The 12,225-nt window shown below is 69.8% G+C and carries 14 protein-coding genes and 1 tRNA gene; 1 reads left to right on the plus strand and 14 read right to left on the minus strand.

Annotation, left to right across the window (positions count from 1 at the left end; translation table 11 throughout):
- Window positions 1-23: 23 nt before the first annotated feature.
- The 14 genes from N8I71_RS13480 to N8I71_RS13545 form a co-directional block, all read right to left on the minus strand.
- Window positions 24-1,622, minus strand: coding sequence for an ATP-dependent DNA ligase (locus N8I71_RS13480; protein WP_262878526.1), 1,599 nt, complete (start codon window positions 1,620-1,622; stop codon window positions 24-26).
- On the minus strand, window positions 1,619-2,503 hold the full coding sequence (locus N8I71_RS13485) for an alpha/beta hydrolase (protein WP_262878527.1): 885 nt from the start codon (window positions 2,501-2,503) through the stop codon (window positions 1,619-1,621). The genes N8I71_RS13480 and N8I71_RS13485 overlap by 4 nt, the downstream gene beginning before the upstream one ends.
- Complete coding sequence (locus tag N8I71_RS13490) at window positions 2,500-3,513, minus strand: ligase-associated DNA damage response exonuclease (RefSeq protein ID WP_262878528.1); 1,014 nt, start codon at window positions 3,511-3,513, stop codon at window positions 2,500-2,502. The genes N8I71_RS13485 and N8I71_RS13490 overlap by 4 nt, the downstream gene beginning before the upstream one ends.
- A gap of 66 nt (window positions 3,514-3,579) precedes the next feature.
- The gene (locus N8I71_RS13495; RefSeq protein WP_262878529.1) at window positions 3,580-4,638 is read right to left on the minus strand and encodes a FliG C-terminal domain-containing protein; all 1,059 of its coding nucleotides are present in this window, start codon (window positions 4,636-4,638) and stop codon (window positions 3,580-3,582) included.
- A gap of 140 nt (window positions 4,639-4,778) precedes the next feature.
- Window positions 4,779-5,321, minus strand: coding sequence for a tetratricopeptide repeat protein (locus N8I71_RS13500; RefSeq protein ID WP_262878530.1), 543 nt, complete (start codon window positions 5,319-5,321; stop codon window positions 4,779-4,781).
- Window positions 5,322-5,396: 75 nt separating this feature from the next.
- The gene (locus N8I71_RS13505; protein WP_262878531.1) at window positions 5,397-5,561 is read right to left on the minus strand and encodes a chitin binding peritrophin-A domain-containing protein; all 165 of its coding nucleotides are present in this window, start codon (window positions 5,559-5,561) and stop codon (window positions 5,397-5,399) included.
- 147 nt (window positions 5,562-5,708) lie between these two features.
- Complete coding sequence (locus N8I71_RS13510; protein ID WP_262878532.1) at window positions 5,709-6,788, minus strand: 2'-deoxycytidine 5'-triphosphate deaminase; 1,080 nt, start codon at window positions 6,786-6,788, stop codon at window positions 5,709-5,711.
- Between the two features lie 116 nt (window positions 6,789-6,904).
- Window positions 6,905-6,981, minus strand: a tRNA-Pro gene (locus N8I71_RS13515).
- A 98-nt stretch (window positions 6,982-7,079) separates the two neighbouring features.
- The gene (locus N8I71_RS13520) at window positions 7,080-7,940 is read right to left on the minus strand and encodes a MerR family transcriptional regulator (RefSeq protein ID WP_262878533.1); all 861 of its coding nucleotides are present in this window, start codon (window positions 7,938-7,940) and stop codon (window positions 7,080-7,082) included.
- Between the two features lie 46 nt (window positions 7,941-7,986).
- On the minus strand, window positions 7,987-8,289 hold the full coding sequence (gene ihfA, locus N8I71_RS13525; RefSeq protein WP_262878534.1) for an integration host factor subunit alpha: 303 nt from the start codon (window positions 8,287-8,289) through the stop codon (window positions 7,987-7,989).
- Between the two features lie 102 nt (window positions 8,290-8,391).
- Window positions 8,392-9,366: a beta-ketoacyl-ACP synthase III gene (locus N8I71_RS13530; protein WP_262878535.1), complete on the minus strand. Its 975-nt coding sequence runs from the start codon at window positions 9,364-9,366 to the stop codon at window positions 8,392-8,394.
- Window positions 9,363-10,460, minus strand: a complete 1,098-nt coding sequence (plsX, locus tag N8I71_RS13535) for a phosphate acyltransferase PlsX (protein WP_262878536.1) — start codon at window positions 10,458-10,460, stop codon at window positions 9,363-9,365. The genes N8I71_RS13530 and plsX overlap by 4 nt, the downstream gene beginning before the upstream one ends.
- A 31-nt stretch (window positions 10,461-10,491) precedes the next feature.
- Complete coding sequence (gene rpmF / locus N8I71_RS13540) at window positions 10,492-10,698, minus strand: 50S ribosomal protein L32 (RefSeq protein ID WP_262878537.1); 207 nt, start codon at window positions 10,696-10,698, stop codon at window positions 10,492-10,494.
- Between the two features lie 291 nt (window positions 10,699-10,989).
- Window positions 10,990-11,559, minus strand: a complete 570-nt coding sequence (locus tag N8I71_RS13545) for a YceD family protein (protein WP_262878538.1) — start codon at window positions 11,557-11,559, stop codon at window positions 10,990-10,992.
- 161 nt (window positions 11,560-11,720) lie between these two features.
- Here N8I71_RS13545 and N8I71_RS13550 point away from each other — a divergent pair, with 161 nt between their 5' ends.
- Window positions 11,721-12,200: an outer membrane protein assembly factor BamE gene (locus tag N8I71_RS13550; RefSeq protein ID WP_262878539.1), complete on the plus strand. Its 480-nt coding sequence runs from the start codon at window positions 11,721-11,723 to the stop codon at window positions 12,198-12,200.
- Window positions 12,201-12,225 lie beyond the last annotated feature (25 nt).

The following is a 12,225-nucleotide window of genomic DNA, read 5'->3' on the forward strand; positions in this document are numbered from 1 at the left end:
AATTCCGCCCGCCTTGACTCAGGTCATCCATATTGCGCGAGCATGGCCTTGAGGTCGTGGAGCGTGTTGGCCTCGGACACGGGTTTGTCCTTGCGCCAGCGGGCCATGCGCGGGAATCGCAGCGCGACGCCCGACTTGTGGCGGGGGCTTTGCTGGATGCCCTCGAAGGCGATCTCGAAGACGTGTTCCGGCCGAACGGCACGGACGGGGCCGAATCGCTCGGTCGTGTTCTTGCGCACCCAGCGCGTGATCTCCCCGAATTCCGCGTCGGTCAGGCCGGAATAGGCCTTGGTGAAGGGGACAAGCGCGTTTCCGTCCCAGACCGCGAAGGTAAAGTCGGTGTAAAGCGTCGCGCGCCGCCCCGATCCGGCCTGCGCGTAGATCATCACCGCGTCGATCGTCAGCGGATCGACCTTCCACTTCCACCAGTCGCCCTTCTTGCGCCCGGCGAGGTAGGGGGCCGAAAGTCGCTTCAGCATCAGGCCCTCGGCGCCGAGATCGCGGCTTTGCGCGCGGGCCTCGGCCAGTCCCGCCCAGTCCGTCGCCGCCACGCGTGGCGACAGGCGGACGGGAAGCTCCTCCGGCAGGTTGGACAGCGCCCCCGCCAGCGTCTCGCGCCGCTGCGAGAGGGGCGCGCCCCTTAGATCGGTGCCCTGCCACTCCAGGAGGTCATAGGCCATCAGGATCACCGGGGCCTCGGAAAGCAGCTTCTTCGGCACCGTCTTGCGGCCGATCCGGGGCTGGAGGCGGGCGAAGGGGAGGGGCGTCTCGTCCTGCCGGTCCCAGGCCAGCACCTCGCCGTCGATCACCGTTCCCGGCGGCAGGAAATCGCGCAGTCGCGCCAGTTCGGGAAACCGTTCCGTGATCAGTTCCTCGCCCCGCGACCAGAGCCAGTGCTCGCCGCCGCGCAGGATCAGCTGACCGCGGATGCCGTCCCATTTGCGCTCGGCCAGCCAGTCGGAGGCCGGGCCAAGCTCCTCCGGCGCGCCGTCGACCTGGTAGGCGAGGTAGAAGGGATAGGGGCGCGACAGGTCCGCCGTGGGGTCGGGCGCTTCGATCAGGCCGGCCCAGCTTACGGTGTCCGGCGTCCAGTCGCCCATCAGGCGATGGGTCAGCTCCGCCTCGTCGATATCGGTCGCCTGCGACAGCGCGCGGGTCATGAGCTTCTGGCTGACCCCCATGCGCCAGCCGCCGGTCAGGAGCTTGTTGAAGACGAAGCGTTCGTCCGGCGCGAGGCTGTCCCAGGCGTCGAGGATGGCGGCCTTGCGCGTCTCCTCGTCGGCGGTATCGAGCGCGCGGAGCCGGGCGATCCACTCGGCAAGCGGCAGGTCGCTCTCGCGCGAGGGCTCGGGCAGGATCAGCGCGATGGTCTCCGAGAGGTCGCCCACCACCGGATAGCACGTCTCGAACAGCCAGAGCGGGATCCCCGCCCGTTCCGCTGCCCATTCGCGCAACTTCGTCGTGGTGATCGTGCGCCGGGGGCGCCGACCCGAAAGAAGTGCGATGCACCAAAGCCGGTCCGCCTCGGGCGCGTCGCGGAAGTAATCGGCCAGCGCCCGGGTCTTGGTGCGCGTCGAGGTCGTCCGGTCCAGCGCGGCAAAGAGTGCTGCGAAGCGTTTCACCCCGCATGCTCCGCCAGATGCCGGCCGAGATCGGCCAGCGCCGCGTCCGCGGCCGGCGCACGCCCGGCATGGAGTTGCCAGACATGCTGCAGACCCGGCCAGAGGTCGAGGCTGGCATCGTCCATCGCCTCGACCAGGCGGCGCCCGTCCTCGGCCAGCGCCTCGCCTGCGCCAGCCTGGATCAGGGTCGGAGGCAAGCCGCGGAGATCGCCGAGAAGCGGCGAGATGGCGGGATCGGCGGGGTCGGTGCCCGCAAGGTAGGCGTCCATGATGCGCCGGGGCCACGCCGGCGGTATCAGGATTTCCCCCGGCGCGTTCCTCATCCGCAGGGCGATGTCGCTCGCCAGATCGGCGATGGGCGCGATCAGGCCGAGCGCGCGGGGCAGGGGCTGGCCCCGGTCGCGCAGGTCCATCGCGAGCAGCAGGGCCAGGCAGCCGCCCGCGCTGTCGCCGCACAGGCCCACGGGCGTTCCGGCCTCGTCGGCGATGTTCTCCCAGGCGGCGATCACGTCGTGGCGCGCGGCTGGAAAGGGATGCTCCGGCGCGAGCCGGTAGCGTGGCAGGACGACCCGCATTCCCGCCGCCGCACCAAGCCCCGCGGCAAGCCCCGCATGCGTTTCCGGCCCGCCGATGGTGAAGCCGCCGCCGTGGATGTAGACGATCAGCGGCGCGTCTCCGGCGACGCCCGGCGCGGTGATCCAAAGGTGGCCGTTCCCGTCGAGCCGCCGCTGCGTCCCCGGCGGCATGCCCGTCGTCAGGCGCGCGGTCGTCCGGAACATCCAGCGCAGCAATGGCTGATGGGCCACGAGCGCGAGGGCAGGGCGTTCGACCCATCGGGCCACGCCGCACCACAGGCGATCCTTGAGCGTCAGGTCCCTCATGCCGCGCCCTCACCTTCCGGGGCCTCGTCGAGGCTTTCGCCTCCGAATTCCGTCTCGACCACGCCGGCCTCGTAGCCCTGTTCGGACAGCCAGCGCGCGAAGCTCTGGGTGTAGCCGTGGGTGACGAAGACGCGGCTTGCGCCCGTGGCGGCGATGGCCGCGTTCAGCCCGTCCCAGTCGGCATGGTCGGAAACGACGAAGCCCCTGTCCGCCGCACGCCGCCGCCGCACCCCCCTGAGCCGCATCCAGCCCGAGGCGAACCCGGTTGAGACCGGCCCGAGGCGACGCATCCAGGCCGATCCCAGCGCAGAGGGCGGCGCGAGCACCATCGCGCCCGGATGGGCCTTGAGGTCGGTTCCGGCCGTGATCTGAATGGTGTCGGGGAGGGACAGGCCCTGCGCGCGCAGCACCTCCGTCACCGCCTCGATCGCGCCATGCGTGAGGATCGGGCCGATGGACGGGTCGAGCAGCCGCAGGATGCGCTGCGCCTTGCCGAGCGCGTAGACGCCGAGGACCGCGCGCTTGCCCGCTGCCGCCGTCTCGGCCCACCAGGCGTTGAGGTCACGCGCCAGCGCCTCTTGCGGGGTCCAGGCGTAGATCGGCAGGCCGAAGGTCGATTCGGTGATGAAGGTATGGCAGCGCACCGGCTCGAACGGTTCGGACAGGCCGTCATCCACGGTCTTGTAGTCGCCCGAGACGACCCAGACCTCGCCGCCGACCTCGACCCGGATCTGCGCCGAGCCCGGCACATGGCCGGCGGGGTGGAAGCTGAACGTGGCGCCGCCGATCCGCAGCGTCTCGCCATAGCGCACGGTGTCGAGCCGTATGTCGCCGAGCCTGTGGCGAATGACAGGCGCGGCCTCCCCGGTCGAGAGATAGGCGCCATGGCCCGGCCGGGCATGGTCCGAATGGCCATGGGTGATGAGCGCGCGGGGCACCGGGCGCCAGGGGTCGATGTGGACATCGGCCGCCGGGCAGTAGAGGCCGGCTTCGGTGAATTCCAGGACCATGGTCCAGATATAGGTGCAGCGGGGCCGCCAGCGAAAGCCCGGGCGACGAAACCGGTCCTCGGTGCGTCAGCCCTCCTCCTCCGTCAGAAGCCGGAGTTCGCCCGCTTCCTCCAGCCCGCGGATCGCCGCGACGACCGCCTGCATCGCGGCCTCGCCCGCCGCCTCGCGCGGGGCGCCGGCGGCCTCCGCCTCGTCGCGGAGCTGTTCGGCCATGCGCTTGGACATGTTCTCCAGCAGGAATTCCACGGCAAGCGGCGCCTGCACGAGGCCCGCGGCAAGGGCCGTCTTCAGCGTCTCGCCGTCGACCGCGCGCGTGATCCGGGGCACATCGGCGGCCTCCACGCGCTTGGGGATATGGTGGAAGGTGAAGATCGCGCGCCGGACCTCGCCGGCGAATGCGGCGTCCCGGGCATCCAGACCTTCGAGCACCGCCTCCCGTGCGGCCGTGTTCACGGCGTTCAGGATCGCGCCCACGCGCTGCACCGGACCGGTTGGGAAGGCACGCTTCGGCTCGGCCACGATCTGGGCGTGAAGCTGCTCGCCGATGCGCAGGATGGTCTCGGGCTGGACCGTGTCGGTCAGCGCGACGGCATGGGCGATCAGTTCCGCCCGGGCGGGCGCAAGTTCGGACAGGAGGCTCGCCGCCTTCGCGACGCTGAGCTTGGACAGGAGTATCGCGCAGATCTCCGCGCTTTCCTCCGCCAGGATGGGGCGCAGGCGCGCGGGGTCCATCGCGGCGAGGCGCAGCCAGGGATCGGTGCCATCGCCGATCTCGGCCTCCGCCTTCAGCCCGTCGCGCGCCAGCGACGAGATGTGCGGATCGAGGATTTCGAGCACGTCATGCATCCCCCGCGGCATGGTGAGCGCGAGGTTGTCGAGCGCGCCCGTGAACTCCCGGACGATGCCGGCCAGCGTGGCGCGGTCGATCTGTCCCAGCCCCGACATCGCCCGGGCGAGGTCGCCCTGCTGGGCCGGTGTCAGCCGGTCGAGACCGGGCGATACGCCCTGGCTCAACAGAAGCCGCACGATCACGGCGGCCTTCTGGCGGCGGTTCATCCGTTTCGGCGTGATATCCGCCATGTGCGCCGCGGCATCCTCCGCGGCGAGCGTCGGCATCAGTCCCATGGTCCACCCGTCATCTCGCGCCGTTCGCGCCCTCGCGCACGGCCTTGCACCCGAGGTCGATCCTCATGCGACAGCGGTTAAGACCGGCTTGACGCGCCGGAATGCAAACCCTTGAATTCGAGTGGTATTGGCGGGATCGCTCAGTAGCCGACGGGCGCCCCTGCCGCGAGGCCGCGCGACAGGGCGCGGTCAGGCCAGCTTCCAGCCCCGCCGCGCGCGCGGATCTCGGCCAGCTGCATCCCGGCGTCCTCAGACCTGCCCGCCGCGATCAGGGCGAGGCCCATGTAGGCGCGCGCCAGGAGGTTGCCGGGATCGGCGGCAAGGGCGCGGTCGTAGATCGGCAGCGCGGTGTCGATCCGGCCGGCACGGCCATGGGCGAAGGCGGTCAGCGTCAGGACCTCGGATGCCTCGGGTGCGCCGGAGCGTTGGAGGAGTTCCAGCGCATCGTCGCTCCGCCCGGCATAGGCCAACTCGCGGGCCGTGCGCCGCAGGATGTCCTCGGGCAGGCGGCTCTGCTCGATGGCGGTGCAGGCCTCCGTCTCGGCATCCCAGACCTGCCCGGCCGGGCATTCGGTCGTCGTCCGCGTGGGGGCGGGCGGGCTGTCGTCCTCCGGGCCGATGGCGAGCGCCGGTCCGGCGAGGCAGAAGGCGAACGCAGCGACAAGGGGAAGGGGCCGGGGCATTTCGCGTTCTCCGGTCAACAAAAACCGCGCCCCGGACGGGCCGGCGCGCGGATTGTTTTCAGGCCTGTGGAAGGCTCAGCTGCTGACGGAGGGCACGCAAGCCTGGGTCGTCGCGTCCCAGACGGTTCCTTCGCTGCAGCTCATGGTGACTTCGTGGGCACTGCCCCAGCTGCACTCGGCCATGGCGAGGCCGGGTGCCGCGGTGAGGACGAGGGCGGCCAAGAGGGTCCTGATCGACATGTCGCGTCTCCTGTCGGATAGATCGGTTGGTCGTCGTCTTCGTGCAGGACAAAGGCTAGCACGGGTGGCGCGAAAGGCAAAACGATCGCGCGCGCCGCCCGCGCACGGCTTTGTGAATGCCTTGAAAACGGGCATCTGACCGCGGATTCAGCCCCGGAAGTGCTTTGACAGCTTCAGGCCCTGGCCCTGGTAGTTGGACGAAAGGTCCGCGCCGTAGAGGCGCTCGGGCGCGCTGGCCATCCGTTCGTACACGAGCCGCCCCACCACCTGCCCGTGTTCAAGGACGAAGGGCGCCTCGTGGCAGCGCACCTCGAGCACGCCGCGTGCGGGCACCCCATGACCGAAGCCGGGGTCGAAGAAGCCCGCGTAGTGCACTCGGAACTCGCCGACCATGGCGATGTAGGGGGCCATCTCGGCGGCGCAGTCGGGCGGAATGCTCACCGCCTCCTGACTGACGAGGATGTAGAAGGCGCCGGGATCGAGGATCAGGTGCCCGGCCTCGGGGCGGAGCTCCTCCCAGAAATCGGCGACGGCGTGGACACCGACCTGCGTGAGGTCGATCACGCCTGCATGGGGTTTTGCGCGGTAACCGACGATGCCGCCCGGTCCCGGCGTCAGGTCGACGGAAAAGCCCAGACCATCATCGATCAGTGCACCGTTGCCGCCCGTCACCAGGGGGCTTTCGGCATGGCGCGCGGCCAGTTCCTCGTCGGACAGAACCGCCTCGCCGATCCGGAAACGGATCTGGTTCAGCCTCAGACCCGGCTTGACCAGCACCGAGAAGGACCTTGGGCAGATCTCGGCGTAGAGCGGGCCCGTGTAGCCCGGTGCGATGCGGTCGAACTCGGTTCCGTCATCCGTCACCACGCGCGTCAGGCAATCGACGCGCCCGGTCGAGCTTTTTGCGTTCGCCACCGCCGAGACCCCGACGGGAAGCGCGAGCGCCTCCATCAGAGGCACCACGTAGACGCAGCCCTTTTCCAGCACCGCGCCGTGCGACAGGTCCATGCGGTGCATCTCGAATTCTGGCAGCCGCTCGGCCAGCGTCCGGCCCTTGCCGGTCAGGAACGAGGCGCGCACCCGGTAGGCGACATGGCCGAGCCGGAGATCGAGGCTTGCGGGCTGGATCTGCGCGGGATCGACGGCAGGCTCGGCATGGATGGCGCCGCGCGCGATCATGTCACGGATCGCGTGGTCGGGCAGGACGCCGGCTTGGGTCTCGGTCATGGTCGGCGGTCTTTCTGGAGCAACGGGTCCGCAGCAGGGGCGGGGCACAGAAAAGACCGGCCTGCGCCCGAGGGCAAGGCCGGTTTTCCGCCTCGCGGCGGCACTTTGGTCGGTATTGGTCGGGCTAGCAGGACTTGAACCTGCGACCTTCCGTCCCCCAGACGGACGCGCTACCAGGCTGCGCCATAGCCCGACTTGGGGCGGTTCTAGCGATTTTGCCGCCACGCGCAAGGGGGCGAGGGCAGGGATCGGTCCGAGGGCCGACAAAGCGCCGTGCCGGACCGGCCCGGGTCAGCCTCCGGTGCCGTCGACCGGGGTTTCCATGCGTTCCTTCAGGCGCCGCAGCCGCGAGACCGCGGGCCGTATCCGGGCGCGACCCTCCGGGGTCGCATCGCGGGTACGGGCGACGAACAGGGCAAGGCGGTCGAGCCCGCCATTGGGCCAAGGGGCAGGGGGTTCGCCGTTGGCGGGGGCGTCGGGTGTCGCGGCCTCCGGCATCCCGGCGTCCAGAAGCACGGGATCGGGCGCTGCGTCCATCTCCGCCGCGCCGACCGGTTCCAATACGTCGGAGACGGGGACGACCGGTTCCGGCGTCGCCGTCTCGGCCACTGCGGCTTCGGGCTCGGGCTCGGTCTCAAGTTCAGACTCAGGCTCAGGCTCAGGCTCAGGCTCAGGCTCAGGCTCAGGCTCAGAGCCCGCCTCGAGCTCTCCAAGCACGTCCTCCGCCCCCTCGAAGCCCGGCAGCGAGGGCAGCGCCTCGGTCATCGTGTCATCGACGGCGGGGGGCGTTGCCTCCGCCTCCGCCTCGGCATCCGCGCGCCAGGCCTCCTCGTCCTCGCCGATGCCCTCGACCAGTTCGGGCGCAACGCGCAGGCTGTCGAGCGAGGGTGACAGCGCGGCGACGGCGGCCGCGCCTTCCTCGCGCAGGAGCCGCTGGACCCCGCGCACCGTCATGCCCCGGTCGTGCAGCAGAACCTTGATGCCGCCCAGAAGTTCCATGTCCGAAGGACGGTAGTAACGCCGCCCTCCCGCGCGCTTCACGGGGCGGACCTGCGGAAACTTCGACTCCCAGAAACGCAGCACATGGGCGGCGACACCAAGCCAGTCGGCCACCTCGCGGATCGTCCGGAATGCGTCCGGAGACTTGCTCATCGCCACTCCCGCGTTCTGGCCGCCTCCGGTTCGCGGCGCCTCGATGTCAGCTACGGTTACCGGCCGCGACCCTGTCCTTCATGAGGTGGGAGGGCCGGAAGGTGAGAACCCGGCGGGGGCTGATCGGAACCTCCTCGCCGGTCTTGGGGTTGCGCCCGACCCGCGCGCTCTTGGAGCGGACCGAGAAGGTACCGAACGACGACACCTTGACCTGTTCGCCGTCCACGAGCGCGTCCGACATCAGTTCCAGCACGCGCTCCACCAGTTGCGCGCTCTCGTTGCGGCTGAGGCCAACCTCGCGGAATACCGCTTCGGAGAGGTCCATCCGCGTCAGAGTCTTTCCGGCCATCGTCTCACGTCCCCCGCATTTTTCTGCTGCGCAGGATGCGGGAAGCGATTTCTCAAGTCAATGCAGGGGTTTGAACGCCGGTATTCGAGTGGCGGATCATCGCTACCAGCGGATCACCACGGAACCCCAGGCAAGGCCGCCGCCAATCGCCTCGGCGACCAGCAGATCGCCCCGGCGGATGCGGCCGTCCTGGACCGCCACCGACAGCGCCAGCGGGATCGAGGCGGCCGATGTATTGCCGTGATCCTGCACGGTCACGACGACCCGTTCCATGTCCACGCCCATCTTCTGCGCGGTGCGCGTGATGATCCGGAGGTTGGCCTGGTGCGGTACGATCCAGTCGATATCGGCCGGGTTCACACCCGCCCGCTCCATCGCCGTCTCGGCCGTTTCAGCAAGTTTTTCAACCGCATGGCGGAAAACCTCGCGGCCCTCCATGCGCAGGACGCCGGCCGCGCCGTTGCTCGACACGCCGCCGTCCACGTAGAGAAGTTCGCGATAGCGTCCGTCGGAATGGAGGTCGGTGGCGAGGATGCCGCGATCCTCGGGACCGCCGGTGCCTTCCTGCGCCTCCAGCACGATCGCACCCGCCCCGTCGCCGAAGAGGACGCAGGTCGACCGGTCGGTCCAGTCCATGATCCGACTGAAGGTCTCGGCGCCGATGACGATGACGCGCCGCGCCTGGCCCGACAGGATCAGCGCGTTGGCATTGGCAAGGGCGTAGACGAATCCGGCGCAGACCGCCTGGACGTCGAATGCGAATCCCCTCTCCATCCCCAGGCCCGCCTGCACCATCGTGGCGACCGACGGGAAGGTGAGGTCCGGCGTCGAGGTGGCAACGACGACGGCGTCGATGTCGGCAGCGGTCAATCCCGCCATCTCCAGCGCGCCTCTTGCGGCGGCGATGGCCATCGCGCTCGTCGTCTCGCCCTCGGCCGCGAAATGTCGCCGTTCGATGCCCGAGCGGCTGCGGATCCATTCGTCCGTCGTGTCGAGCGAGGCCTCGAATTCGCTGTTCTCCACCACGCGTTCGGGAAGGTAGTGGCCGACGCCAAGGGGAACGGCACGCAGCGTCATGCCTGCTCCTCGCGGGTCTGCATCGCGAGCGCTGCGGCATGTTCGGCCTGCGCGATCCGGGTGGCCAGACGCTGGTTGAAACCGGACGCCGCGAGCCGCGCGCCGAGCTTGATCGCCGCCGCGAAACCGGTCGCGTCGGAGGAGCCGTGCGATTTCACCACCGTGCCGTTGAGGCCGAGGAACACGCCGCCATTCACGTTGCGCGGGTCGATGCGCTTGGACAGCCGGCGGAGCGAGGTATAGGCGAGAAGTGCCGCGATCCGGCTGAGCGGCGAGTAGCGGAAGGCCTCGCCCATCAGGTCGCGGATCATCCGCGCGGTGCCCTCGCCGGTCTTCAGGGCGACGTTTCCGGTGAAGCCGTCGGTCACCACCACGTCGACCTTGTCGGATGGCAGGTCGACGCCCTCGACGAAGCCCACGAAATCGAAATCCGCCGCCGGCGCGACCCGAGCGATGAGGTCGGCGGCGACCTTGATCTCGGCCCGGCCCTTGTATTCCTCGGTGCCGACGTTCAGCACGCCCACACGCGGACGCTCGAGGTCGAGACCGTTGCGCGCATAACTCGCCCCCATCAGCGCGTATTGCAGAAGGTCCTCGGCGTCGGCGCGGATATCGGCGCCCGCATCCAGCATCACGTTGAAGCCGGAGGGATTGCGCGAGGGCCAGAGGCAGGCGATCGCGGGACGGTTCACGCCCTCGATCTTCCGCAGCCGCGTCATCGACATGAGCATGAGCGCGCCGGTGTTCCCGCAGGAAATTGCGACCGGCGCCTCGCCGGCGCGGACGGCCTCGATCGCGGACCACATCGACGTGCCCTTGCCGTGGCGAAGCACGTTCGAGGGCTTGTCGTCCATGCGAACGACATCATCGGTGTGGCGTAGCTCGCACCGCTTGGCGAGCGCGCCGCGCTTTTCGAGAAGCCGCTCCAGCTCGGGGCGGTTTCCATGCACGATGAAGCGCAGATCGGGGTTCTTTTCGACGGCCTTCGCCATCCCGCCGATCACCGCGGCGGGGCCCTGGTCTCCGCCCATAGCGTCAATCGAGAGGACCGTTCCCGGAATCCTGCCGCCCGTGAGCGCCGTTCCGTCGGTCATTCCCGCGCCCCGTCGCTCTCGCCGCGACCGGTCAGGCCGCGTCTTCGTCGAGATCGACCTCGTCGGCCTGCGCCACGACCTCACGGTCGTTGTAGAAGCCGCAGGACGGGCAGACGTGATGCGGGCGCTTCAGCTCGCCGCAGGAGGGGCACTCGTTGGGGTTCGCACCCTCGAGCGCATCGTGGGCGCGGCGCATGTTGCGGCGGGACCGCGTCACTCGGTTCTGGGGGACAGCCATGTCTCAACCTCGAATTTCCGGGTCCGACCGCGCATCCTGCGACCGCCGTCCCGATGTGTCTCGTCCGTGTCTCGTTTCGCCTCGATCCGCCGCTGCCGCCCGTGAAGGGTGACGATGCGTCCGGTAGCGTCCCGCCCGCGCCGCCTGAGGCGCAAGGAAAAAAGGGCCACGTCCGGGGGGCGAATGAGGCCGGGAACATACTCCGATTCCCCCGCCATGCAAGCCCTATTCCTCCCCCCTCGAAAGACCGGGTCGGGGGCTTAAATCACGACCTTCCCGCACCTTCGCGGCCTACGTGTCGCCGTCGTCATCCTCGCTGCGCAGGCGGTCGCGGAGAGCCGCGAGGCCGGCGAGCGGCTTGGCATCCTCGTCGCGCATCGGCGCCACGCCGGGCGCGGCATAGACCGCCTCGCCAAGCTCTGCGCCATCGGCGCGCGGGTAGTCGGGCAGGGCCAGCGCCAGTGCCTCGATCATCACCTGCCCCAGATCGAGCCGGGCGGGAAGCGGTTCGGCGGTGTCGTCCTCCGGCATCTCGGCCTCGTCGGCCTCGGGCTCCACGAAATCGGCGAGGTAGCGGCGGATCACGTCACGGTCGATCCGGGTCGTCACGGGCGCGAGCGTCACCACGCAGGGCTGCACCACGGTAGCGCCGAGCCGTGCCTCCAGCCGCCAGTCGGTGGGGCCGTCGGGCCGTACCTCGCCCTCGAAGCGGACCTTTCGGAGCCCCTCGATCCCCAGTGTCGCGGCCATCTCGCGGCATGTCCCGGCATCGGGTTCGAGCCGGAACGGCGTCGCGGCGCGCGTCCTGCGCCCGAGGTCGACGATGCGTCCCGCCGTCTGTTCGGGGCCCTGCGTGGTCATGTCCGCCTGTCCTCTCCTGCGTTCGTGAACCGCACCGGCGCGGGGCGAACTTGCCCCGGCGGGTCCCATGGGCTAAGCGGATACAAACCCGCGCGAGGGTGCGCAAGCCGGGCCCGCCCCGGTCACTGCGTAACCCTGGCCAAGCGATGGTCAGAGGCCAGATGAGCACGCGACGTCACAGCCCCCTTTCCCTGCCGCGCACGCTGGCGCGCCTTGCCGCGCCGCTGCTTCTTGCCGCCGTGCTGACGGCCTGCGCGGCGACCTATGACAACCACGGCTTCGTGCCGCCTCCCGAGGAACTGGAGCAGATCCTCGTGGGCGTCGACACGCGTGGCACCATCGAGGAGACGATCGGCCGGCCCGCGGCCTCCGGTGTCCTGCGGGACGAGGCGTGGATCTACACCGCCTACCGGGTGCGCAACTACACCTACCAGGCGCCCCAGGTGATCGAGCGCGATGTCGTGGCCATTTCCTTCGACGCGGACGGGGTCGTCTCCAACGTCGAGCGCTTCGGGCTGGAGGACGGGCAGCTCGTCCAGCTGTCGCGGCGCGTCACCGAAAGCTCGGTGCGCGACCTCGGCTTCTTCCGGCAGCTGATGCGCAACCTCGGCCGTGTCGATCTCGGCGCTCTCGGGAACTGAGCCGGAGACCTCCGGCGATCGCCGA

It is taken from the genome of Roseicyclus sediminis (assembly GCF_025515305.1).
Taxonomy (GTDB): domain Bacteria; phylum Pseudomonadota; class Alphaproteobacteria; order Rhodobacterales; family Rhodobacteraceae; genus Roseibacterium; species Roseibacterium sediminis.

What these genes read in the sequence shown, in the direction of transcription:
- N8I71_RS13490 (WP_262878528.1), bottom strand. Translation starts at nt 3,513, where the DNA reads ATGGTCCTGGAATTCACCGAAGCCGGCCTCTACTGCCCGGCGGCCGAT.
- N8I71_RS13530 (WP_262878535.1), bottom strand. Translation starts at nt 9,366, where the DNA reads ATGACGCTGCGTGCCGTTCCCCTTGGCGTCGGCCACTACCTTCCCGAA.
- N8I71_RS13520 (WP_262878533.1), bottom strand. Translation starts at nt 7,940, where the DNA reads ATGAGCAAGTCTCCGGACGCATTCCGGACGATCCGCGAGGTGGCCGAC.
- ihfA (WP_262878534.1), bottom strand. Translation starts at nt 8,289, where the DNA reads ATGGCCGGAAAGACTCTGACGCGGATGGACCTCTCCGAAGCGGTATTC.
- N8I71_RS13500 (WP_262878530.1), bottom strand. Translation starts at nt 5,321, where the DNA reads ATGCCCCGGCCCCTTCCCCTTGTCGCTGCGTTCGCCTTCTGCCTCGCC.
- N8I71_RS13495 (WP_262878529.1), bottom strand. Translation starts at nt 4,638, where the DNA reads ATGGGACTGATGCCGACGCTCGCCGCGGAGGATGCCGCGGCGCACATG.
- plsX (WP_262878536.1), bottom strand. Translation starts at nt 10,460, where the DNA reads ATGACCGACGGAACGGCGCTCACGGGCGGCAGGATTCCGGGAACGGTC.
- rpmF (WP_262878537.1), bottom strand. Translation starts at nt 10,698, where the DNA reads ATGGCTGTCCCCCAGAACCGAGTGACGCGGTCCCGCCGCAACATGCGC.
- N8I71_RS13550 (WP_262878539.1), top strand. Translation starts at nt 11,721, where the DNA reads ATGAGCACGCGACGTCACAGCCCCCTTTCCCTGCCGCGCACGCTGGCG.
- N8I71_RS13545 (WP_262878538.1), bottom strand. Translation starts at nt 11,559, where the DNA reads ATGACCACGCAGGGCCCCGAACAGACGGCGGGACGCATCGTCGACCTC.
- N8I71_RS13510 (WP_262878532.1), bottom strand. Translation starts at nt 6,788, where the DNA reads ATGACCGAGACCCAAGCCGGCGTCCTGCCCGACCACGCGATCCGTGAC.
- N8I71_RS13505 (WP_262878531.1), bottom strand. Translation starts at nt 5,561, where the DNA reads ATGTCGATCAGGACCCTCTTGGCCGCCCTCGTCCTCACCGCGGCACCC.
- N8I71_RS13485 (WP_262878527.1), bottom strand. Translation starts at nt 2,503, where the DNA reads ATGAGGGACCTGACGCTCAAGGATCGCCTGTGGTGCGGCGTGGCCCGA.